This is a genomic window from Streptomyces pyxinae (genome assembly GCF_024756275.1).
GTDB classification, from domain to species: domain Bacteria; phylum Actinomycetota; class Actinomycetes; order Streptomycetales; family Streptomycetaceae; genus Streptomyces; species Streptomyces pyxinae.
The window spans coordinates 1-24,352 of record NZ_JANUGQ010000023.1; the positions used below are offsets into that span (position 1 = coordinate 1).

General features: G+C 75.5%; 9 protein-coding genes and 1 pseudogene. All 10 read left to right on the forward strand.

From position 1 onward, the window contains the following. Positions 1–45 precede the first annotated feature (45 nt). Positions 46–7,887: pseudogene (locus NX801_RS23035) on the forward strand (SDR family NAD(P)-dependent oxidoreductase); the annotation flags it as partial. A 94-nt stretch (positions 7,888–7,981) separates the two neighbouring features. Continuing rightward, complete coding sequence (gene ccrA / locus NX801_RS23040; RefSeq protein ID WP_258789775.1) at positions 7,982–9,238, forward strand: crotonyl-CoA carboxylase/reductase; 1,257 nt, start codon at positions 7,982–7,984, stop codon at positions 9,236–9,238. A 55-nt stretch (positions 9,239–9,293) separates the two neighbouring features. Continuing rightward, complete coding sequence (locus NX801_RS23045; protein WP_258789777.1) at positions 9,294–10,493, forward strand: cytochrome P450; 1,200 nt, start codon at positions 9,294–9,296, stop codon at positions 10,491–10,493. Positions 10,494–10,805: 312 nt separating this feature from the next. Then, complete coding sequence (locus tag NX801_RS23050) at positions 10,806–12,020, forward strand: cytochrome P450 (RefSeq protein ID WP_258789779.1); 1,215 nt, start codon at positions 10,806–10,808, stop codon at positions 12,018–12,020. Positions 12,021–12,079: 59 nt separating this feature from the next. Continuing rightward, entirely contained in the window at positions 12,080–12,274 is a 195-nt protein-coding gene (locus NX801_RS23055; RefSeq protein ID WP_258789864.1) for a ferredoxin, read from the forward strand. Positions 12,275–12,692: 418 nt separating this feature from the next. Continuing rightward, positions 12,693–13,271: a LuxR C-terminal-related transcriptional regulator gene (locus tag NX801_RS23060; protein ID WP_258789780.1), complete on the forward strand. Its 579-nt coding sequence runs from the start codon at positions 12,693–12,695 to the stop codon at positions 13,269–13,271. A gap of 226 nt (positions 13,272–13,497) precedes the next feature. Then, positions 13,498–16,446 (forward strand): helix-turn-helix transcriptional regulator, encoded by a 2,949-nt coding sequence (locus NX801_RS30815; RefSeq protein ID WP_309505876.1) that lies wholly within the window; start codon positions 13,498–13,500, stop codon positions 16,444–16,446. A gap of 152 nt (positions 16,447–16,598) precedes the next feature. Further along, positions 16,599–19,469 carry a helix-turn-helix transcriptional regulator gene (locus NX801_RS23070; RefSeq protein ID WP_258789781.1) on the forward strand — a complete coding sequence of 957 codons (2,871 nt, stop codon included), beginning with the start codon at positions 16,599–16,601 and terminating at the stop codon, positions 19,467–19,469. Continuing rightward, entirely contained in the window at positions 19,466–22,219 is a 2,754-nt protein-coding gene (locus NX801_RS23075; RefSeq protein ID WP_258789782.1) for a helix-turn-helix transcriptional regulator, read from the forward strand. The genes NX801_RS23070 and NX801_RS23075 overlap by 4 nt, the downstream gene beginning before the upstream one ends. 406 nt (positions 22,220–22,625) lie before the next feature. Further along, positions 22,626–24,233 carry a GMC oxidoreductase gene (locus NX801_RS23080; protein ID WP_258789866.1) on the forward strand — a complete coding sequence of 536 codons (1,608 nt, stop codon included), beginning with the start codon at positions 22,626–22,628 and terminating at the stop codon, positions 24,231–24,233. The last annotated feature ends 119 nt before the right edge of the window (positions 24,234–24,352 follow it).

Genomic DNA, 24,352 nt, shown 5'->3' on the forward strand with positions numbered 1-24,352 from the left:
GTGGAGACACCGGAGGCCCGCCCGGCCACCGCGCTCGTCCCGGCGGTGGACCCGGTGGAGGCGGAGTTCTGGGCGACCGTGGAGCGGGAGGACCTGGGGGCGCTCGCGGAGACCCTGGACATCGCCGCCGGGGACGCGTTCAGCGACGTACTGCCGAGGCTGTCGTCGTGGCGGCGCCGGCGCAAGGAGCAGTCCGCGATCGAGGACCGGTGCTACCGCGAAGCGTGGCAGCGCCTGGGCGGGATCCCCCCGGCCGGTCCCGGCGGCACCTGGCTGCTGGCCGTGCCGGAGGAGGAGAACGAGCGGATCGCCGCCGTCCGTACCGCGCTCACCGCGCGCGGCGCGGTGCTGCGGACGGTGGTCGTCCGGGCCGACGACGACCGGGCCGGGCTGGCCGGGGAACTCGCCGGGCTCGGGCCGGAACCGGTCGACGGGGTGTTGTCCCTGCTGCTCACCGGCGACCCCGTGCTGCCCACCCTGCTGCTCGTCCAGGCCCTGGGCGACGCGGGGATCGACGCCCCGCTGTGGTGTCTCACCTCGGGCGCGGTGGCGGTGAGCGGTGCCGACGCCGTACGCGACCCCCGGCACACCCAGGTCTGGGGCCTGGGCCGGACGGCCGCCCTCGAACTTCCGCGCCGCTGGGGCGGATTGATCGACCTTCCGGAGACCGTGGACGACCGGGCCGGCGGGTGCCTGGTGGATGTGCTCGGGCAGATCCGCGCGGGCCGGTGGGCGGAGGACCAGCTCGCCGTACGCGCCTCCGGCGTCTTCGCCCGGCGGCTCGCCCACGCGCCCGCCCGCCCCGCCATCCGCGACTGGCGGCCCCGGGGCACCGTGCTGATCACCGGCGGTACCGGCGCGCTGGGCGGCCATGTCGCCCGCTGGCTGGCGCGCGGCGGCGCCGAGCACCTCGTCCTCACCAGCCGCCGGGGCGCCGAGGCCCCGGGCGCCGGTGCGCTCCGGGCCGAACTGGAGGCCCTCGGTGTCCGGGTCACGCTCGCCGCCTGCGATGTGGCCGACCGGGACGCCGTGGCGGCCCTGCTCGCGGAGCACGCCTTCACCGCCGTGGTGCACGCCGCCGGGGTGGCCGATGCCGGTCTGGTCGACACCACCACCCCGGCCGATTTCGCCACGGCGCTCGCCGCCAAGGCCGGCGGCGCGGCCCATCTGGACGAGCTGCTGGGCGACCGCGAACTCGACGCCTTTGTCCTCTTCTCCTCCATCTCCGGGGTCTGGGGCAGCGGCGGTCAGGCCGCCTACGCGGCCGGCAACGCCTTTCTGGACGGGCTCGCGCGCCGGCGCCGGGACCAGGGCCGCACCGCGACCGCCGTCGCCTGGGGGCCCTGGGCCGACGGCGGCATGGTCGAGGACGGGGGCGACGAGGAGCGGCTGCTCCGCCGGGGGCTGCGCGCCATGGCCCCCGCGTCGGCCGTCGCCGCCCTTCAGACCGCACTCGACCGCGACGAGACCCAGCTGACCGTCGCGGATGTGGACTGGGCGCGCTTCATCGTGCCGTTCACCCTGGGCCGCCCCAGCCCGCTGCTCGGCGACCTGCCCGAGGTGCGCGCCACCCTCGCGGAGGACGCCCCCGGGGCGGCTTCCGGACTCGGTACGGCTTCCGGTCCCGGGGCGGCTCCCGGTTCCGGGACACTGGCCGGCAGCCTGGCCGGACTGTCGCACGAGGACCGCGTACGCACCCTGGTGGACCTCGTACGCACCCATGCCGCCGCCGTCCTCGGTCACCGGGGAGCGGGCGCCGTGGAGGCCGACCGGCCGTTCCGCGACCTCGGCTTCGACTCCCTGACCGCCGTGGAGCTGCGCGGCCGGATCAATGAGGCGACCGGTCTCGCCCTGCCCACGACCCTGGTCTTCGACCATCCGACCGCCGCGGACCTCGCCGCCCGTCTGCTCGCCGAACTCACCGGCGGGCAGGCGGTGGAGACCACGGCGCCGGTGGCCGCCGGGGAGCCGGACGAGCCGATCGCCATCGTCGGGATGGCCTGCCGTTACCCCGGCGGTGTGCGCTCGCCGGAGGATCTGTGGGAGCTGGTCGCCGCCGGCCGTGACGCGATCTCCCGCTTCCCCGGCAACCGGGGCTGGGACGTCGAGGCGCTCTACCACCCGGACCCGGACCACCCCGGCACCACCTACACCACCCGGGGCGGATTCCTGCACGACGCCGACGAGTTCGACCCCGCCGTCTTCGGGATCAGCCCGCGCGAGGCCGTCGCCATGGACCCGCAGCAGCGACTGCTGCTGGAGACCGCCTGGGAGGTCTTCGAACGCGCCGGGATCGCCCCCCACACCATGCGCTCGACCGGCACCGGGGTGTTCATCGGCTCCGGTTACCAGGACTACACGGCCCGGCCGCTCAAGGTGCCCGACGGTGTCGAGGGCTATCTCGCCGGCGGCAACTCGGCCAGTGTGATCGCCGGCCGCCTCTCCTACACCTTCGGCCTCCAGGGCCCTTCGGTCACCGTGGACACCGCGTGCTCGTCCTCGCTGACCGCCCTCCACCTCGCCGTGCAGGCGCTGCGCACCGGCGAGTGCTCGATGGCCCTGGCCGGCGGGGTGATGGTGATGGCCGGTCCGTCCGCGTTCACCATGTCGAGCCGGCAGCGCGCGCTCGCCGCCGACGGCCGCTGCAAGGCGTTCTCGTCCTCCGCCGACGGCACCGGCTTCGCGGAGGGCGCGGGCCTGCTCCTGGTCGAGCGGCTGTCCGACGCCCGCCGCAACGGACACCAGGTCCTGGCCGTCGTACGGGGCAGCGCGGTCAACCAGGACGGCGCCTCCAACGGCCTCACCGCGCCCAGCGGCAGGGCCCAGCAGCAGGTCATCCGGCAGGCACTGGCCAACGCCCGGCTGCTCCCGGACGAGGTGGACGCCGTGGAGGCCCATGGCACCGGCACCCGGCTCGGTGACCCGATCGAGGCGCAGGCGCTGCTGGCCACCTACGGCCAGGAGCGCCCGGCGGACCGGCCGCTCTGGCTCGGCTCGCTGAAGTCCAACATCGGCCACGCCCAGGCGGCGGCGGGTGTCGGCGGGGTCATCAAGATGGTGATGGCCATCCGCAACGGCGTGCTGCCACGGACGCTGCATGTGGACGAGCCGACCCCGGACGTGGACTGGACCGGCGGACAGGTGCGCCTGCTGACCGAGCCGGCCCCCTGGCCCGACCGGGACAGGCCCCGGCGGGCGGCCGTCTCCTCGTTCGGGATGAGCGGCACCAATGTGCACACCATCATCGAGCAGGCCCCGGAGCCCGCGCCCCCGGCGGACCCGCGGCCCCCGGCGGCGGCGCCCGGCGGGAGCGTACCGGCCCCGGCGGAGGCGGCGCCCGCGTCGGAAGAGGCCGCGCCCGGTCGTGAGGAGTCGGCAGCCGCCCGACTCGCGCGGGCGGGAACACCGGGCGCCTCACCCCTGGAGGTGTTCCCGTGGGCGCTGTCCGCGAAGTCCGGCGCCTCCCTGCGCGAGCAGGCGCACCGGCTGCTGAACCACCTCGACCGCACCGAGGACCTCTCCCTGCCCGGCGTGGGCCGCGCCCTCGTCACCACACGCACCCAGCTGGAGCAGCGGGCCGTGGTCGTCGGCCGCGACCGGGCGGAACTGCGGTCCGGGCTGGCCGCGCTCGCCGCCGGTGAGCCCGCCGACTCCGTGGTCCAGGGCACCGCCGGGGCCGCCGGCAAAGTGGCCTTCGTCTTCCCCGGCCATGGCTCGCAGTGGCCCGGGATGGCCCGGGAACTCCTGGACACCGCCCCGGTGTTCGCCGCGGAGGCGAGGGCCTGCGCCGAGGCGTTCGCCCCGTACACCGACTGGTCACTGCTCGACGTGCTGCGTGCCGCGCCGGGTGCGCCGGGACTGGACGAGGTGGAGGTGGCCCAGCCCGCGCTGTTCACGGTGATGGTGTCGCTGGCCGCCCTGTGGCGGTCGTACGGTGTGACGCCCGCCGCCGTCGTCGGCCACTCGCAGGGCGAGGTCGCCGCCGCGTATGTCGCGGGCGCCCTGACCCTGGACGACGCGGCCCGGATCGTGGCCCTGCGCAGCCGGACGCTGACCACCCTGGTGGGCAGGGGCGCGATGCTCGCCGTGGCCATGCCCGCCGACCGGGCCCGCGCCCGGCTGACCGGGTACGGGGACCGGCTGGCGGTCGCCGCCGTCAATGGGCCGGCCGCCGTGACCGTCACCGGAGAGCCCGGGGCCGTCGACGAACTCCTCGCGGAGCTCAGGGCCGAGGGCGTGCGGGTGCGGAAGGTGCGCGGCGCCACCGGAGCCGGGCACTCCGCCCAGGTCGAGAGCCTCCGCCCCGAACTGCTTGAGCTGCTGGCCCCGGTCACGCCGCGCCCGGCGGACCTCCCCTTCTATTCCACGGTGACCGGTGCGGCGCTGGACACCACGGCCCTGGACGCCGGCTACTGGTACCGCAACGCCCGTCACACCGTGGAGTTCGAGCGGACCGTACGGGCGCTGCTGGCGGACGGACACGGCGTGTTCGTGGAGTGCGGTCCGCATCCGCTGCTGGCCGGCGCCGTACAGGAGATCGCTGAGGAGGCCGGTGCCGAGGCCGTGACCGGCGCCTCGCTGCGCAGGGACCAGGGCGGTATGCCCCGCTTCCTGCGCTCCCTGGCCGAACTGCACGTACTCGGCGTGCCGGTGGACTGGACGGCCCCGTTCGCCGGGCATCCGGTACGCCGGGTCGACCTGCCGACGTACGCCTTCCAGCGGCAGCGCTACTGGCTGGAGGACGCCGACCCGGCGGCCGCGAGCGCCGACCCCGCGGAGACCCGGTTCTGGCACCTGGTGGAGAGCGCCACGGAGGCGGCGGGCACCATGGAGGCGGCGGGCGGCACAGCCACGGCGGGCACCGGGTACGCGACCGGCACCACGGGGACGGCGGGCGCCACGAGCGCGGCGGACCTCACGAGCGCGACCGGCGCCACGAGCGCGGCGGACCTCACGAGCGCGACCGGCGCCACGAGCGCGGCGGACCTCACGAGCGCGACCGGCGCCACGAGCGCGGCGGACCTCACGGACCTGGCGGACACAACGGCCCTGGTGGACCTCACCGACACGGCGGACAGGGCAGCCGCACCGGTCGCATCGGGCACACCGGCTGCCCCGGCTGCCCCGGGTGCCGAACCGGTCGATCTCACAGTCGAGTTCGGGGCCGAGGGCGCCGCCCTGGTCGCGCCCGCGCTGCCGGTGCTGGCCGAGTGGCGGCGGCGCGGCCGGGAGAAGTCCACGGTGGACGGCTGGCGTTACCGGGTCTCCTTCCGCCGGCTGACCGACCACCCGGACCCCGGTCTGGAGGGTCTGTGGCTCGCCGTCCTCCCCGCCGGACTGGCGGACGAGGAGTGGGCGCCCTGCGTCGTCGGGGTGCTCGGCGCCCATGGCGCCAAGGTGCGAGTGGTCGAACTCCCCGTCGACTGCGGCCGGGCGGAGGCCGCCGACCGGCTCGCCGGGGAACTCCACGGCGAACAGCCCGCCGGTGTCCTCTCGATGCTCGGTCTCGCCCCCGGCCACCACCCGGCCCACCCGGCGCTCTCCGCGAGCCTCGCCGGGACCGTCACCCTGATCCAGGCGCTGGGTGACCTGGACGTCCGGGCCCCGCTGTGGTGCGCGACCCGGGGGGCCGTCTCCACCGGGGCCGGTGACCCGCCGCGCGACGCCGGACAGGCCCAGCTCTGGGGCCTGGGCCTCGTCGCCGCGCTGGAACTGCCCCGGCGCTGGGGCGGTCTGGTCGACCTGCCCGAGGAGCTGGACGAGCACGGGCTGCGCCGGCTGGTCGGGGTACTGGCCCAGCACGACGAGGACCAGCTCGCGGTACGCGCCGACGGGGTGTTCGGCCGGCGCCTGCTCCGGGCGCGGCCCGCCGGCCCGGCGCCCGCCACCGGGTGGCAGCCGCGCGGCACGGTGCTGGTCACCGGCGGAACCGGCGGAGTCGGGCGGCACCTCGCCCGCTGGCTGGCCGGCGCGGGCGCCCGGCACCTGGTGCTCACCAGCAGGAGCGGACCCGACGCCCCCGGAGCGGCGGAACTGCGCGCGGAGCTGACCGCCCTGGGCGCCGAAGTCACCGTCGCCGCCTGCGACATGGCCGACCGCGAGGCGGTCGCGCGGCTGCTCGCCGGCATCGAGTCCCGGTACCCGCTCACCGCCGTGCTGCACGCCGCCGGCACCGCGCGCTCGTCCCTGCTGGCCGACGCCGGACTGGACGAATTCGCGGAGGCCGCCGCCGCCAAGGTGGGCGGGGCCGTCCACCTGGACGAACTGCTCGGCGGCCGGGAGCTGGACGCGTTCGTGCTCTTCGCCTCCGGCGCCGGCGTCTGGGGCAGCGGCGGCCAGGCGTCGTACGCCGCCGCCAACGCCTTCCTCGACGCCCTGGCGCTGCGGAGGCGGGCCCGGGGCCTGGCCGCCACCTCGGTCGCCTGGGGCGGCTGGGCCGGCGGCGGCATGGTGGACGAGGCGGTCCGGGAGCGCGGCGAGAAGCGCGGCCTGGGCTTCATGGAACCCGGGCTCGCGATCTCCGCCCTGCGCCAGGCCGTCGAACACGACGAGACGGCCCTGACCGTCGCCCCGATCGACTGGGAGAAGTTCCTGCCCGCCTTCACCGTGGGCCGGCCCAGTCCGCTGCTGGCCGAACTGCCGGACGTACGGCGGCTGCTGGCCGAGGAACGAGCGGCCGGCCAGAAGCCCGGCACCGGAGCCGGGGCGCCGGCGGCCGAACTGGCCGGACTCGCGGAGCTCGACCCGGCCGAGCGCGAGGAACGGCTGCTGGAGCACATCCGCTCCCAGACCGCCGTGGTCCTCGGCTACCCGTCGGCCGGGGACGTACCGCCCGCCGCGCAGTTCCTGGAGCTCGGCTTCGACTCGCTCACCGCGCTCGACCTGCGCCGGCGCCTGGCGGCGGCGACCGGTCTCACCCTGCCCGCCGGACTGGCCTTCGACCACCCCACGCCCGCCCGGCTCGCCGGGCACCTCGCGACGCGGCTCCGGGGCACCGGCCGGGCCACCGCCGATGAGCGGCCCACCGATCTGCTCGTACAGCTCTACCGGCACGCCGGCGAGCAGGGAACGGCCGCCGAGGCGATGGGGATGCTGAGGGAGGTGGCCCGCTTCCGGCCCTCCTTCGAGCGGCCCGAGGAACTGGCCGCCCCGCCCGCCCCGGTGCGCTTCTCACGGAGCGACCGCGGTTACGCGCTGATGTGCTTCTCGCCGTATGTCGTACCGGCCGGGGCGCACCAGTACGCGCGCTTCGCCGCGCCCTTCCGCGACCGGCTGGACCTGTGGGCGCTCACCCACCCCGGGTACGAGCCGGGCGAGCCGGTCCCGTCCGACGCGGACGCGGTGCTCCGGCTGCACGCCCGGACCGTGCGGGAGTGCGCCGGCGGCAAGCCCGTCGTCCTGCTCGGCTACTCCTCGGGCGGCTGGATCGCCCACGGCGTGGCGGCGCGGCTGGAGGCCCTGGGCGAGCCGCCGGCCGCCGTGGTGATGGTCGACAGTTTCAGCCGCGAGATCCCCTTCGACCACCGGGTGCTCAACGCGATGGCGCAGGCCCAGTCCCAGCGCCTGGACTACCTGAGGTCCGGCGGCGAACAGCTCACCGCGATGGGCCGTTACCTGCGCGTCTTCGACGACTGGGCCGCGCCGGAGATCGCCGCGCCGACCCTGCTCGTCCGGGCGAGCGAGCCCATGACGGCCGGGGCCGCCGGCGGCGACGGGCGCGCGGCACCGCCCGGGCACGTGGACACGGTGGTCGAAGTGCCGGGAAACCACTACTCGATGATGGAGGACCACGCCGCCACCACCGCCGCCGCGGTGGAGTCCTGGCTGACGGACGCCGTCGCCGGGCCGTCCGGCCCCGCCGCACCCCCGGACCCGGGAACCGTGTGACCGGGCCGTACCCCCGGGGGGCCCGGCCCTCCTGGCAAGAACCGCCACCACCGCGAACACCCCAGTCCGGCCAGAGCAGATGTGGGAGAGAGACATGACGAAGCCGCTCTACGAGATGGGTGAGACCCCGCCGCTCGGTGAAGTCCCGCACCGGATGTACGCCTCGGTGATCCGCCAGAACCGCTTCGGGGAACCGAAGCAGGCGTTCCGCACCGAGGTGGTCGACACCCCCGCCGTGGGCCGGGGCCAGGTGCTGGTCTATGTGATGGCCGCCGGCATCAACTACAACAACGTCTGGTCCTCGCTGGGCAAGCCGGTCGATGTGATCGGGACGCGCCAGCGCGCGGGCGAGCCGGAGGACTTCCACATCGGCGGCTCGGAGGCGTCCGGTGTGGTGTGGGCCGTCGGCGAGGGCGTCCGCAGTGTGAAGGTGGGCGACCAGGTGCTGCTCACCAGCGGCCAGTGGGACGAGACCGCCGAGGACATCCGGATGGGGACGGATCCACTGGTCTCGGAGAGCATCAAAGCCTGGGGGTACGAGACCAACTACGGCTCCTTCGCCCAGTTCTGCCGCGTCGACGAGTACCAGTGCCACCCCAAGCCCGCCCGGCTGTCGTGGGAGGAGTCGGCGGCCTTCCTGCTCACCGGACCCACCGCCTACCGGCAGCTGTTCGGCTGGCAGGGCCACACGGTGCGCCCCGGCGACCCGGTACTGATCTGGGGCGGCGCGGGCGGCCTCGGCTCGATGGCCATCCAGCTCGTCCGGATGGCCGGCGGCATCCCGATCGCCGTGGTCTCCGACGACGACCGCGCCGCCTACTGCCGCCGCCTCGGCGCCGAAGGCACCGTCAACCGGCGCGACTTCGACCACTGGGGCCGGCTGCCCGACGCCGGGGACACCGAGGCCTTCGCGCGGTTCCTGCGCGGCGCCCGGGGGGTCGGCAAGAGGATCTGGGAGATCCTCGGGGAGCGCAGGTCCCCCCGGATCGTGCTGGAGCACAGCGGCCAGGACACCCTGCCCACCTCGATGTACCTCTGCGACAACGCCGGCATGGTGGTGATCTGCGGCGGCACCTCCGGCTACAACGGCGATGTGGACCTGCGCCATCTGTGGATGCGCTCCAAGCGCCTCCAGGGCTCGCACTACGCCGACGCCCGCCAGTGCCGCGAGGTCATCAGCCTGGTCGGCGCCGGGACGCTCGACCCCTGTCTGTCCGCCTGCGAGGGCTTCGAGGACATCGGACGGATGCACCAGATGATGTACGACAACGTGCACCCCTCCGGAAACATGGCCGTCCTGGTGAACGCACCCCGGCGCGGCGAGACCACGCTCGAACTACCGGCCGCCTGACCGCCCTTCGGCCGTACGCGGTACCCCCTCCCCATCAGTGAGCGCAAGGAGAACCATGTCCGAGTCCACCGCCGGCGCGCCCGCCGTCCCCAAGGCCCGCAGCTGCCCGTTCCGGCCGCCGGACGGCCTCGCCGGCGTCCGGGAGGCCGCCCCGGTGACCCGGGCCACCTTCACCAGCGGCCACGAGGCCTGGCTGGCCACCGGCTATGAGCAGGTACGCGCCCTGCTGCGCGACCCCTCGTTCAGCGTCCGGGTACCGCACGCGCTGCACACCCGGGACGGCGTGGTCACCCAGAAACCCGGCCGGGGCAGCCTGTTGTGGCAGGACGAGCCGGAGCACACCGCCGACCGCAGGCTGCTCGCCAAGGAGTTCACCGTCCGGCGCATGCAGGCGCTCCGGCCGAACATCCAGCGCATCGTGGACGAGCACCTCGACGCCATCGAGGCCCGGGGCGGCCCGGTCGACCTGGTGAGGACCTTCGCCGACCCGGTGCCCTCCATGGTGATCTCGGACCTGTTCGGCGTCCCGGTGGAGCGGCGGGAGGAGTTCCAGGAGATCGCCGGGGCGATGATGCGGGTCGACCAGGACGCCGCCGCCACCGAGGCCGCCGGGATGCGCCTGGGCGGGCTGCTCTTCCAGCTGGTCCAGGAGCGCCGCGCCGCCCCCGGCGACGACCTGATCTCGGCGCTGATCACCACCGAGGACCCGGACGGCGTCGTCGACGACCTGTTCCTGATGAACGCGGCCGGCACCCTGCTGATCGCGGCCCATGACACCACCGCCTGCATGATCGGCCTCGGCGCGGCGCTGCTCCTGGACCGCCCCGACCAGCTGGCACTGCTCCGCGAGGACCCGTCGCTGATCGGCAACGCGGTCGAGGAACTGCTGCGCTACCTCACCATCGGCCAGTTCGGCGGCGAGCGCGTCGCCACCCGGGACACCGAGCTCGGGGGCGTCCGCATCGCCGCGGGCGAGCAGGTCGTCGCGCATGTCCTGGCCGCCGACTTCGACCCCGCCTTCGTGGACGAGCCGGAGCGCTTCGACATCACCCGCCGTCCCGCCCCGCATCTGGCCTTCGGCTTCGGCGCCCACCAGTGCATAGGGCAGCAGCTCGCCCGGATCGAGCTCGGAATCGTCTTCGAGACCCTGTTCCGCCGCTTCCCGACCCTGCGGCTGGCCGAGCCCGTCGGGGAACTCCGCTTCCGCGACGACATGGTCTTCTACGGCGTCCACGAGCTGCCCGTCACCTGGTGACCCGCCTCCGACGACCTCGGCGCCGGAGCCCGCGCACGGGGGCCCCGACCCGGGTGACGGCATCGGGCCCGGTGTCCCCGGCACCGGAGCCCCGCGCCCGCCCGGCCGGCCACCGGAGGCCCCGTACCGCGTCCCGGCAACGCCCCTCCGCCCGGAACCGGGGTTCTTACGGAACCGCGGCCGCTCCCGTAGACCCGCCGCCACTGCCGTGAACCGCGGCCACACCCGAGGCCCACACCCGAGACCCATGCTCGACACCCACGCTCAGGACCGATGAACGACGGCACCCGCCGGCCGTGCGAAAGGCATGACATGACCGAGACCGAAATCCGTCCCGCCGGGGCGCCGGCCCCGTCCTTCCCGCAGGACCGGACCTGCCCGTACCAGCCGCCGAAGGAGTACGCGCAATGGCGGGGCGAGCGCCCGCTGACCCGGGTCACCCTGTTCGACGGCCGGCCGGCGTGGCTGATCACCGGGCACGCCGAGGGACGGGCGCTGCTCGCCGACCCCCGGCTGTCCTCCGACTGGGGCCACCCGGTCTTCCCCGTCGTCGTCCGGCGCACCGAGGACCGGGGCGGGCTGTCCTTCCCGCTGATCGGCGTGGACGACCCGCTGCACGCCCGGCAGCGGCGCATGCTGATCCCCAGCTTCGGCGTCAAGCGCATGAACGCCATCCGCCCCGGGATCCAGAGCCTGGTCGACCGGCTGCTCGACGACATGCTGGCCAAGGGGCCGACGGCGGACCTGGTGTCGGCCTTCGCGCTGCCCGTGCCCTCGATGGCGATCTGCGAGCTGCTCGGCGTCCCCTACGGCGACCACGACTTCTTCGAGGAGCGCTCCCGCGACTTCGTGGGCGCCGCGACCTCGGCGGAGGCCGACGCCGCCTTCGGCCAGCTCTACGCCTATCTGCACGAGCTGGTCGGCAAGAAGCAGGCCGAGCCCGGGGACGGCCTGCTGGACGAGCTGATCGCCCGCCAGCTGGAGGAGGGCGGTCTCGACCAGAACGAAGTGGTCATGATCGCGCTGGTCCTGCTGGTGGCCGGCCACGAGACCACCGTCAACGCGATCGCCCTCGGCGCGCTCACCCTGATGCAGCACCCGGAGCAGCTCGATGTGCTGCTGCGCGACCCCGGCGCGATCCCGGGGGTGGTCGAGGAACTGCTGCGGTTCACCTCCGTCTCCGACTACATGGTCCGCATGGCCAAGGAGGACATCGAGGTCGGCGGCGAGACCATCGGGGCCGGGGACGCGGTGCTGGTCTCCATCACCCTGATGAACCGCGACGCCAAGGCGTACGAGAACCCCGACACCTTCGACGCCCGGCGCAGCGCCCGTCACCATGTCGGCTTCGGCCACGGCATCCACCAGTGCCTCGGGCAGAACCTCGCCCGTGCCGAGCTGGAGATCGCCCTCGGCACGCTCTTCACCCGCATTCCGGGCCTGCGGCTGGCCGTACCGCTGGACGAGGTGTCCATCAAGGCGGGCCACGACGCCCAGGGTCCGGTCGAACTCCTCGTCACCTGGTGAGGATCCGGACGGAGGAGACCACGGGAGTGGCGGAAAGCGAGAGGGAGGCGGGCCGCGCCATGCGCATCACCATCGACCGCGACCGGTGCATCGGCTCCGGACAGTGCGTCATGACCGCGCCCGGCGTCTTCACCCAGGACGACGACGCGCTGGTCACGCTGGTCCCCGGGCACGAGGACGGCGCGGGGGACCCGCGCGTGCGCGAGGTCCCGACGGCCTGTCCGGTGCAGGCGGTCGCGATCTCCGAGGACTGAGTGGCACATCGGCCGGAAGGCGTGGGGTCCGCGACCGTGCGAGCGGTGGCGGACCCCGGATCTGCCTCCGGGACCGCCGGCCGGTCCGGCGCTTCCGTGCGAGAGTAACGGCGGTGCTCTTTACCGGCGTGTGACAGCCGGGTAAGTATTTCTCCACCGCTGGTAAAGGGGCCGCCAAAGGTGGCGCGAACGCGGGGAAGGTGGCGTGACTTCGACCGTACCGAACCCCCCGGGGAAGCCGGCGGACGGCTACCGAACCTCCGTCGCTGAGCCGCAGTCTTAAGGCGCTCCCGCAGGGATTTCATTGACCAGTGAAGCAGCGCCTCACTAGCCTCCCAGTGATTTCACCCTCCACAGAAGTTCCTGAAGGGGGCTCTCTCCCTTGTCCAATGCGACACTTGCGGCTCCGGGTCTGTGCATGGCGAGCCTGGACAAATCCCTGACCATTCAGCAGGCGAACCAGGAGTTCTTCCGGCAATTCAATGGCTCGTCGGAGGAAATATGCGGACGCAGTTTCCGCGACGTGGTGCACCCGAGCGTGCGGCAGCCGCTGATGCGGCAGTTCTCCCATTTACTGGAAGGAAAACACCAGCGATTCGTCACGCCCGTCATCGCCGTGGGGCCCGGTGAGGAATCCGCCTTCACCGTCCCGCTCACCGCGGTCGCGGTGCGCGGCGGGCTGCCCGGTACGACCGCGATCCTCGTGATGATGCCCTCGGCCCGGGACGCCGAGGGAACGCGCGTGGTGACCAACCGCAAGAAGATCCTCTCCACGATGGACGCGCGCATCCTCGAAGGCATCGCCGCCGGCGTCTCCACCGTTCCGCTCGCCTCGCGCCTCTATCTCAGCCGGCAGGGCGTCGAATATCACGTGACCTGTCTGCTGCGGAAGCTGAAGGTGCCCAATCGCGCCGCGCTGGTCTCCCGCGCCTACTCCCTGGGCGTCCTCAAGGTCGGCACCTGGCCGCCCGAGGTCGTGGACGACTTCGTGAAGTGAGCGGCCGGGCCCCGGTGGAGGGGACGAACGGTGGCCGGATGTCCAGCCTCCGGTGACCATTCGGCCACAAGGGTCCGGTTTCTGACTCAAACACGGGTGGAAACGCGCACTTCCGCTCCCTAGTGTCGGTCCGATTGGATCTTGAACACCGGCCACTTCGCGAGGCCGGTCGCCGGGCGTGCCGATCGTCCCCCGAGGGCGCGTCAGGCTTGAGGAAAGGAACACTGTGGCGGGCACCCCCGATACACGTCATGAGTGGTCCAGGACCCCGGTCGGCCGCTCCGCCGAACTGAACAGCGTGCTGCGGGAGGCGGGCCGGGCCCGGGCCGGAGCCGCCCGGACCGTGCTCGTCCGGGGTCCGGCCGGAATCGGCAGGAGCGGCCTGCTCACCGCCGTCACCACCCGGCTGAGAGCCGATGGCTTCGCGGTCCGGGGCCTCTCCGGCCGCCCCGCCGGGCCCGGGGCCCCGGCCCCCTCCGGACCGGTGCCCGACCCGTACGCCGACGGCCGCGCGTTCCTCGGACGCCTCCTCCGCCGGCTGGCCGAGGGTCCGCTCGCCCTCGTCGTGGACGACGCCCAGGAGTACGACGAGGCGTCCCTGCGCCGACTCGACTTCGCCCTGCGCCGTACCACCTCACAGCCCCTGTTCGTGCTCCTCGCCCAGCGCACCGAGAGCGAAGGACCCGGCGCCGCCGTCCTCGCCGAGCTGCTGGCCCAGGACCGCTGCACCCTGCTGGAGCTGGGGCCGCTGACCGAGTCCGGCGCGGCCCGGATGATCGACCGCGTTCTCGGCGGGCCGGTGGACCCGCTCTTCGCCCGGCGCTGCGCGGAGATCTGCGGCGGCAACCCCCGGCTGCTCGGGCGGCTCCTCGCCGGGCTGCGCACCGCCGGGATCCGCGCCGACCGCAGCGGCCTGCGCCGGCTGCGCCGGGTCTACGGCGGCATCAGCGCCTCGCTCGTCCCCGACTTCCTGGCCGTCCAGTCCGCCCCCGTACGCCAGGTGGCCTCGGCCCTGGCCGTCCTCGGCCGCGCCGATCCGGACCTGCTGGGCGCCCTGGCGGGTATCCCGCCCCGGGGGGTGGAGGCCGCGCTGGCCGTGCTGCGCCGGTTCGAGGCCGCCGCGCCCGGGCCGCGCGGAGCGGTGATGCGCGCCCCCCTGTGCCGGGCCGTGCTGGCGGGTCTGCCGGCCGGCGCTGTACGCGAGTTGCGGGCCCGCGCCGCCCGGCTCCTCAACGACACCGGACGGCCGGCGGCCGACGTGGTCGAGCAACTCCTCTTCCTGGACCGTATCGACGAGCCCTGGATGCTCGCCGTCCTCCGCGACGCCATCGCCGCGTCCCCCGGCCGGGCCGCCGGCCCTGCGGTGGTCGGCTGTCTGCGGCGCGCCCTGACCGCCCGGCTCACCGCCGCCGAACGCAAGGACGTCCACCGCGAACTGGCGAGAGCCTGCGCCGCCACCGCACCGGCCGCCGCGCTCTGGCATCTGCACAAGGCCCTCGCCGCCGCCGACGACGTCCGGGAGAAGGCCGCCATCGCCATGGACTACGGCCTCTCGGCCGTCGGCACCCGCCAGGCCACCGGCGCGGTCCACACCCTCGGCCGCATCCTCGACGAACTCGACCAACTCGACGGACTCGACGGACTCGACGGGCTCCACGGGGGGCGCGAACTCGACGGCCCGGACGGCCTCGACGGTCCGACCGGGCTCCACGGGCCGGACCGGCTCCAGCGACCCGACCGAGCCGACCGAGCCGACCGACCCGACCGAGCCGACCGGCCCGACCGGCCCGGCGGGCCCGGGACCGGCCGGCCCGCCGGGCCCGCGTCCGCCGACCGCGAAGTGCGCACCACCATCGCCTCGGCCCTCCTGGCCACCGCCGTCAACGACACCTCGGCCATGTCCGTGGCCCGCGCACGCGTCCGCGCCTGGACCCCGCCGCGCGGCGACAGCCCCGCCGAGCGCCAACTGCTCGCCGCCCTGAGCGTCATGACGTGCCTGGAGGGCCGGCCGGCCGGAGAAGCGGTCACCCTCGCCCGCCGGGCCCTGCGGGTCGAGGAGGCCACCCCGGCGGACTGGTGGGTCCTCGGCCCCGCCACCGTGCTCGGCCTGGCCGACGCCGTGGACGAGGGACTGGCCGGCCTGGAACGCTCCTGCGCGGCCGGCCCCGTCCGGCAGGCCGCGCGGGTCCGGGTCCCGGCGCTCGGCGGGCGCTCCCTGCTGCTGCACGACGCCGGTGACATCCCCGGTGCCCTGCGGCAGGCGCGGGCCGCCGTCGCCCTCGCCGAACGGTCGGACCCGGGCGACCCGGCGCCGCTGGCCCGCACCGCGCTGGCCGGTGCCCTGCTCTCGGCGGGCCGGACCGACGAGGCGGTCGAGGCCATGGACCGCCTGGTCCGCGCCGATCCCGCGCTGGAGCGCCGCCTCTACGAGTGGCACCTCCACCTCTACGCCCGGGGCCGGGCCCTGTGCGCACGCGGCGATCTGGAGGGCGCCGTGGCGGTGTGGCGGAGCTGCGGCCGCAGCCTGGCGGACGCCGGGGTCGTCAATCCGCTCCTGGTCCCCTGGTGGCTGCCCGCCACCACCACCCTCGCCCGCCTCGGCCGGCCCTCGGAGGCCGCCGCGATCGTGGAGCGGGTCCGGCCGGGCCTGCACCGCTGGGGCACGCCCCGCGCCCTCGGGCTCGGCCTGCTCGCCGCCGCCTGCGTGGCCGACGGCAGGACCCGGCTGCGGTTGCTCGACGAGGCCGTGCACGCCCTCGCCTCCTCACCGGCCCGGCTTGAGCTCGCCCGGGCCGAATTCCAGCTCGGCCACGAACTGCTGCTGCACGGCGACGCCGACGGTGCCCGCCGCCTCATGCGCCGCGTCATCGAGCGAGCCACCCACTGCGGCTACCACCTGCTGGCCGCCACCGCGCGCCGGCTGCTGGTCACCGCGGGCGGCCGGATGCCCCAGCTCGCCGCCAGCCCGCTCGACACCCTGACCGGCAGCGAGCGCCGGGTGGCCGCCCTGGCCCGGGCGGGCGTCAGCAACAAGAAGATCGCGGAGACGCTGTTCATCACCACCCGCACGGTGGAGATGCACCTCACCAACGTCTACCGCAAGCTCGATGTCCGGGGCCGCTCCGAACTCCCCGGCGGCCTGCGCGCTCCCGAACTCCTGGCGACGGGCCGGTGACCGGGACGACGGCCGTGCCCCCGATCGGCCAGCCCCGGCCCGGCCACCGCACACCTCCGGCCGGCCCGGACGGCCCAGCCCCTGACGGACCCGCCCGGGCCGATACCGGCGGCCCGGTCCCTGTCACCGGTACCGGCGGGCCGGTCCCCGGAGTGGGGCCCAACAGCCCGTGCCCTGAGGCGACTTCCGGTGGCGGCGTCCGTACTGCCGGACCCGGCGGATCCGCCCGTGCCGACCCCGGCGGCCCGGGCCCTGCCACCGCTCCCGCCGGGACCAATCGCCCAGCCCCCGGCACGAGTTCGGGTGACCGCGCCCCGGGGGACCGTACCGGCGGCACCGCATCGGGCGCGGTCTCCCCGCTGGCCGGGCGGGACCGGGAAGAGGCCCTGGTCACCGCCGTACTGCGGGAGCTGCGCCGGGGCCGGCCCGCCGTCGTCGAGGTGACCGGCCCGCCCGGGATCGGCCGCAGCGCGCTGCTGGACCGGGCCGCCGCCCTGGCCGCCCGGGCCGGTGTCCGGGTCGCCGCCGCCCAGGCCTGTCCGGAGGAGGCCGGACGGCCGTACACCCTCGCCGACCGGCTGTACGGTGCCCTGGCGCGCAGCGGCCATCCGGCCGCCCCGCCGCCGCGCCGGGGCCCGGCGGAGCTGGAGCGTGCCGCCCTGTGCCGGCTCTTCCTCGCCGCCGCCCGCACCGAGCCGCTGCTCGTCGTCGTGGACGACCTCCAGTGGGCCGACCCGGCCTCCCTGCGGTGGCTGCAGGCCCTGGGCCGCCGGCTCGCGGGCACCCCGCTGGCACTGCTCACCGCGCGCGGCGACGCCACCCCCGCCGGGCCCGGCGACCGGATCACCCCCGGCCCGCTGGACGACGAGGACACCGTCGCCCGGCACACCCTCGCGCTCGGCCCGCTCCCGGACCCCGCCGCCGGCCGGCTCCTGGCCCTGGCCTGGCAGCCCCCGGCCGACCCCGCGTTCCTGGCCGCGGCGACCCGGGCCGGCGAGGGCAACCCCGCCCTGCTGCGCTCCCTCGTCACCCGGTTCGCCCGCCACGGCCGGCCGCCCACCGGCGAGCAGTTGCCCCGGCTCGCCGACTGCGCGGCGGAAGCCGTACGACACCGCACCCGGCACACCCTCGGGGTGCTGCCCGGTGAACTGCACGGCGTTCTGCGGGTCATCGCGGCCGCCGGACCCGGCTGCTCCCGCGCCATGATCACCGCGCTCGACGGAACACCCGCGCCCGGCGCGCTCGCCCGGCTCGCGGGGACCGGGCTGCTCCTCCCCGGCGACCGGCCCGCCTTCCGGCACCCGGCCGCCGCCGAGGCCGTCCTGGCCGCCCTGAGCGTCCGGGACCGCGAGGAACTCCACGCCCGTACGGCCGCGTTCGCCCACCGTACGGCCGCTCCCGACAGCGCGGTCGCCGGCATGCTGCTGGGTGCGCGGCCCATCGGCGCCGCCTGGGCCGCCGGGCTGCTGCGCGGCGAGGCCGTCCGGCACCGCGCCGCCGGACGACCGGCCCAGGCCGCCCGGTTGCTCCGGCGCGCGCTGTGCGAGCCCATGCCGTCCGCCCAGCACGCCGAGGCACTCACCGAACTCGCGGCGGCCGTCCTGCCCGCCGATCCGGAGACGGCCGACCGGCACCTGCGGCAGGTCCTGCTCGCCCCGGCCGCCGCCGGTGCCGGGCCCGCCTGGATCCGCGCCGCCGAACTCCTCGTGGCGCGCGGGGACATGGCCGCCGCCCAGCCGCTGATCGCCCGGGTTGCCGGGCGTGCCGCGCCGGACGACGCCGCCGCCCTGCGCGCCCTGTACTGGCTCGCCGAACAGAGCGAGCCGGAGGCCGTCCAGGACCCGGACGGCACCCAGGTCCCGCCGCTCCCGGCGCGGCCCGCCACGGCGGCGGAAGCCGCGGCCGCGGCCTGGCGCACCGCCCTGCGCGGCCACCACATCGGCCTCGCCCGGGACCTGGCCCGTACCGCCCTCGATCCGGCCGCCCGCCGGGCCGTGCCACTTCTGCTCCAGGCGGCCGCCTGCCATGTCCTGGTGCTCAGCGGCGACCACGAGGAGGCCCGCACAGCACTCGACACCGTGCTGCTGGGCACCGCGCGGACGGACGCGCCCCCGGTGGCCGGGATGACCCTGCTCGTCATGGGGCTCGCCGAACTGCGCCGGGGGCGGCCCGACGCCGCGTCGGAGGACCTGGAGCAGGCCCGGGAGATCATGCTCGGCCACGGCCGGAACCCCTTCCTCACCCCGGGACTGGTCGCCCTCGCCGCGCTGGTACGGCTGGAGCAGGGCCGCCCCGACGCGGCCGGCGAGCTGCTCGCCCCGGCCCATCCGTACGGCACCGCGGCCGGGCTGTCCGGGGCGCTGCTGCTCTACGCCCGGGGCCGCACCCGGCTGGCGTACGGCCACCGGGAGGAGGCCCTGACCGATCTGCTGGAGTGCGGGCGCCGGCTGCTCGCCCGGCAGGTGACCAACCCCGCCTTCCTGCCCTGGCGCCGGGCCGCCGCCTCCGCCTGCGACCCGGCGGCGGACGGGACCATGGCCGCCGCCCTTCTCGCCGAGGAGCAGGGCCTGATACGCGCCTGGGGCGCCCCCGGCCCCCCGGACGGCTCCCTGGACGACGGACCCCGGCCGCCCGCCCCGCCCGCCGCCCGGCTGCGAAGGGCCGGCCCCCCGCCGGACGCCGCCCCCTCCGGGTCCCGCGCCGTTCCCTTCGAGCTCCGTGCCGTTCCCTCCGGGCCCCGATCCGTGCGCTCCGAACCCCGTGCCGTCCCCGGTGACCGCCGGCCCGCCGCCCGGCCGGAGGGCGCCACCCCACCGGCGCCCCGGCGTCAACTGACCGGCGCTGAGCGGCGGGTGGCCGCCCTGGCCGCCGACGGCCTGCCCAACCGGGCCATCGCGGACCGGCTTTCGGTCACCCCGCGCACCGTCGAACTCCATCTGACCAGGACCTACCGCAAGCTGGGCATCCAGGGCCGGGCCGAACTGGCCGCCGCGCTGGAGCACCGACCGAAGGCGACACCATGACACCTCTTCGCGGCCGGGACCGCGAACTCGGCCTGCTGACCTCGGCGCTGGCGGCGGCCCACCGGGGCGACGGCCGCCTGCTGGCCGTGACCGGCGGTCTCGGCAGTGGCAAGACCGCCCTGTTGCGGCGGCTGCCCCCGCTCGCCCGGCACCGTGGTCTGCGCGCCCTGACCGCCGGCTGCGCGCCGCAGGAACAGGACTTTCCCTTCGGCGTCGTGGGCCAGCTGCTCGACCCGCTCCCGGGGCGCGGACCGCTCGATCTCGTCCCGGGACCCGACCGGTTCGCCGAACTCCTCTCCTTCGTCACCGACTTCAGCGCGGACCAGCCGCTGCTGCTCCTCGTGGACGACCTCCAGTGGGCCGACCCCGTCTCCCTGCGCTGGCTCACCCAGCTCGCCGGGCGGCTGCCGGACAGCCGTGCCGCCGTCGTCGTCAGCCTGCGGGAGGGCGAGCCGGGCGCGGACGCGCCACCGGTGCAGGCCTGTGTCGAACGCGCCGCTACCGTCGTCCACTTGGGCCCGCTCCCCACCGCCGCCGTGGCCGACATGGTCGCCGACCACCTGGGGCGGCCCGGTGAGCCCGGGGAGATCGCCGCGCGTCGGCGGGCATCGGGAGGCAATCCCCTCTTCCTCGCCGCGGCTCTGGCCAGCCGCCACCCGGACGAGCCGGCGGCCGGCCACGCCACCGCCGTACCGGAATCCCGGCCCGTCGCACTCCGCGAGCGCCTGGCCGTCGCCCTGCGCTCCCAGCCGGAACCGGTACGCCGGCTCGCCCGGGCCCTGGCCGTGCTCGACCAGGAGCCGGATCCGGTGACCGACCTCGAACTGGTCGGCCGGCTCGCCCGGCTCGACACCGCCGCCGGCGAGGCGGCGGCGCGTTCCCTGCGCCGCCTCGGCCTGCTCGCGGACGGCGACCCGCCGCGCTTCGCCCACCCCGCGGTGCGGGAGGCCGCCGAGGAGTCGATGACGCCCGCCGAGTACGAGCACATCCATCTGCGTGCCGCGCGACTGCTGCACCACGGCGGCCACCCCGCCGAACGGGTCGCCGCCCACCTGCTCGCCGTCACCTCGTGCCACGCCGGCTGGACCGTCGAGGTGCTGCGGTCCGCCGCGACCGCCGCACGTCGGCGCGGCGCCCTGGAGGAGGCGGCCCGCTACCTGCGCCGGGCCCTGCTCGGTACGTCGCCGTCCGGCGCCGACCGGGCCGCCCTCCTGCTCGACCTGGCCGCGTCGGAGCGCGACCTCGATCCCCAGGCCGCCCTGCGCCACCTCTCCCAGGCGGTGCTGCTGCTGCCCACCCCCGCCGCCCGCGCGATCGCCGCCGCCCGTACCCCGCCCTCCCTGCTGGGCAGTTGCCCGCCGCCCTTCATCGACACCGTCGCCAAGGCGGCCGCCGATCTGGGCGACCCGGACACCCGCACCGGCGTCGAACGCCAGGCCGCCCTGCGGCTGGAGGCCCGGCTGCGCCATGTCGCCGTCGCCGGACCGGGCGAACTGGACCAGTGCGCGGAGCGGCTGCGCGCCCTGGGCGACACGCCCCCGATGGGCACCGCCGCCGAGCGCGAGCTGGCCACCGTACTGCTGCACGGCGCCACCGTCACCCAGCGGATGACCGCCGCCGAGGTCGCGTTCCGGGCCGACCGCCTCCTCCAGCACGAACCGGCCGCCCCCGGCCATGTCCACACCGCGCTGCCGCTGCTGTGCGGCGTGCTGGCGGCCGCCGAGTCACTGGACGCCATCGGCCCCTGGCTGACGAGCGCCCGGGAACACGCCCGCCGGGACGGCGCCCCGGTGCCCCGGGCCGTGGTCGCCGCCGAACTCGCCCATGTCCTGCTCGCCCGGGGACGGCAGCAGGAGGCGAAGGCGCACGCCGAGGAGGCTCTCGCCCACGGCATGGCCGAGTGGGCCACGCTCTCCTCGATGACCGCCCTCGTCAGGGTCGCCGTGCAGAGCCGGGACACCGAGCTGGCCCGGCGGCTGCTCGGCCACCGCCGCGAGGCCGCCGACCACGACCACCGGCCCTCCCCGCTCCAGCTGCTGAGGGCCTGCGTCGCGACGGCCGGGGGAGACACGGCCACAGCTCTGGAGTACGTCCTCGACTGGGGCCGCTCGGCCGAGCGCGCCGAATGGCGCAACCCCGCCCTCTTCCCCTGGCGCACCTGGGCGGCCGGGCTGTACCACCGGCTCGGCCAGACCCGGCGGGCCCACGACCTCGCCGACGAGGAACACGAGCGGGCCGTGGCCTGGGGCACCCCCGGCGCCGTCGGACGCGCCCAGCGGGTCCGGGGCGCGATCACCGAGGGGGAGCGGGGCGTCGGGCTGCTGCGGGAGTCCGCCGAGCTGCTGCGCCGGTCGGTGAACGCCATGGAGGCGGCCCGCACCGAACTGCTCCTCGGCCGGCGGCTGCGGGCGTCCGGCCGGGACACCGAGGCGGAGGAGCGGCTGCGCCGCGCCCGTGACCTGGCGGTCGGCTGCGGCGTGTCCTGGATCGCGGACCAGGCGTGCCGGGAACTCACCGACCCGGCGGGCTCCCGGCGGCCGGCGGCCGTGGCGGCGCTCACCCGGGCCGAGCGCCGGGTCGCCGGCCTGGCCGCCCACGGAGTGCCCAACAAGCTCATCGCGGAGCGGCTCGAGGTGAGTTCGCGCGCCGTGGAGAAGCACCTCACCAGCGCCTATCGCAAGCTGCGGGTCGCCGGCCGGTCCGAACTGGCCGCGTTCTCCCCGCTGCTGCCCGGCCCGGCCGACGCCTGACGGACGGCACGGGCCCGTCCCGAACCCGGACCCGCGCGCGGGCGCCGCTCGGACCGACGCGCGCGTCCCGTGCGGCGCGCGGCCACCGTCCGGACCGGGCGTGGCCACCGTCCGGACCGGGCGTGGCCACCGTCCGGACCGGGCGCGGCCACCGTCCCGACCCGGGCGCGGACCGAACCGTACCGCCGTGCCCCGTACCGCCGGTAACCGAACCCCCGCACCGGCACCCACAGGGTTAGTCCGCCCCGTCCCGATCTTCGTTGACACCCTTGACGCGGCCTCCGTACGGTCCATGTCGCCCCGGGCCGTGCCGCCCCGGCCGGGCCGACCCTTCCCCCCACCGTTCCTCTCCCCGAAGCTCAGGAGACACAGCGTGGTAGCTCATCAGCCCCTCTCCCGCCGCCGCATGCTCGGCCTGGCGGCACTGGGCGCCGCCGCCCTCACCGGCCGGACCACGATCAGCGCCGCCCCGGAGGCGGCCGCGGCCACCCGCGCCGGCGGATCCGGAGGCACGTTCGTCCCCGCCGTGGTGGTCGGCACCGGCTACGGCGCGGCCGTCTCCGCGCTGCGCCTCGGTGAGGCGGGAGTCCCCACGCTGATGCTGGAGATGGGCCGGCTGTGGAACCAGCCCGGCCCGGACGGCAAGGTCTTCTCCGGGATGCTCACCCCCGACAAGCGCTCCAGCTGGTTCAAGACCCGTACCGAGGCCCCGCTCGGCTCCTTCCTCTGGCTCGACCTCGCCAACCGGGACATCGAGCCGTACGCGGGCGTCCTGGACCGGGTCAACTTCGACCAGATGTCCGTGTACGTGGGACGCGGGGTCGGCGGCGGCTCACTCGTCAACGGCGGCATGGCGGTCACCCCCCGCCGGTCGTACTTCGAGGAGGTGCTGCCCCAGGTGGACGCCGCCGAGATGTACGGCACGTACTTCCCGCGCGCCAACTCCACCCTCCGGGTCAACAACATCGACCCGGGCTGGTTCGAGCGGACCGAGTGGTACCAGTTCGCGCGGGTCTCCCGGGAGCAGGCCGCCAAGGCGGGGCTGGGCACCACCTTCGTGCCCAATGTCTACGACTGGGACTACATGCGCCGCGAGGCGGACGGCACGGTGCCCCGGTCCGCGCTGGACGCCGAGGTCATCTACGGCAACAACCACGGCAAGGTCTCGCTCGACAAGAGCTATCTGGCGGCCGCCCTGGGCACCGGCAAGGTCACCATCGAGACCCTGCACCAGGTCAGGACCATCCGCCGGCAGCAGGACGGCACCTATCTGCTGACCGTCGAGCAGAAGGACGCCGAGGGCACGCTGCTGGCGACCAAGGAGATCTCCTGCCGTCACCTCTTCCTCGGCGCCGGCAGCCTCGGCTCGACCGAACTGCTGCTGCGGGCCCGGGAGACCGGCACCCTGCCGGACCTGAGCTCCGAGATCGGCGGGGGCTGGGGCCCCAACGGCAACATCATGACCGCCCGCGCCAACCACATGTGGAACCCCACGGGCACCAAGCAGTCGTCGATCCCGGCCCTCGGCATCGACGACTGGGACAACCCCGACGCCCCGGTCTTCGCCGAGATCGCCCCCATGCCGGCGGGCCTGGAGACCTGGGTCAGTCTCTACCTGGCCATCACCAAGAACCCCCAGCGCGGCACCTTCGTCTACGACGCCGCCAAGGACCGCGCCGACCTGCGCTGGACCCGGGAGCAGAACGCGCCCGCGGTCGCCGCCGCGAAGGCGCTGTTCGACCGGGTCAACAAGGCCAACACCACGATCTACCGGTACGACCTCTTCGGCAAGCAGCTCAAGGCGTTCGCTGACGACTTCTGCTATCACCCGCTCGGCGGTTGTGTGCTCGGCAAGGCCACCGACAACTACGGTCGGGTCAGCGGGTACGAGAACCTCTACGTGACCGACGGCTCGCTCATCCCCGGCAGCATCGGCGTCAACCCGTTCGTGACCATCACGGCGCTGGCGGAGCGGAACGTCGAGCGCGTCATCAAGGAGGACGTCAAGAAGTAGGAGAGGACGTCAAAGCAAGAGCAAGAGCAAGAGCGAGAGGCAGGGCCGCATCCCCGCCCGCTGAACCGGCCCGGTCCGGATTCCACCGAACCGGGACGATCCGGGCCCGACTCCACCGG

Excerpts from the sequence above, each read along its gene's own strand:
- NX801_RS23075 (WP_258789782.1), top strand. The coding sequence starts at position 19,466 with ATGACACCTCTTCGCGGCCGGGACCGCGAACTCGGCCTGCTGACCTCG.
- NX801_RS23045 (WP_258789777.1), top strand. The coding sequence starts at position 9,294 with ATGTCCGAGTCCACCGCCGGCGCGCCCGCCGTCCCCAAGGCCCGCAGC.
- NX801_RS23050 (WP_258789779.1), top strand. The coding sequence starts at position 10,806 with ATGACCGAGACCGAAATCCGTCCCGCCGGGGCGCCGGCCCCGTCCTTC.
- NX801_RS23060 (WP_258789780.1), top strand. The coding sequence starts at position 12,693 with ATGGCGAGCCTGGACAAATCCCTGACCATTCAGCAGGCGAACCAGGAG.
- NX801_RS23055 (WP_258789864.1), top strand. The coding sequence starts at position 12,080 with ATGCGCATCACCATCGACCGCGACCGGTGCATCGGCTCCGGACAGTGC.
- ccrA (WP_258789775.1), top strand. The coding sequence starts at position 7,982 with ATGACGAAGCCGCTCTACGAGATGGGTGAGACCCCGCCGCTCGGTGAA.
- NX801_RS23080 (WP_258789866.1), top strand. The coding sequence starts at position 22,626 with ATGCTCGGCCTGGCGGCACTGGGCGCCGCCGCCCTCACCGGCCGGACC.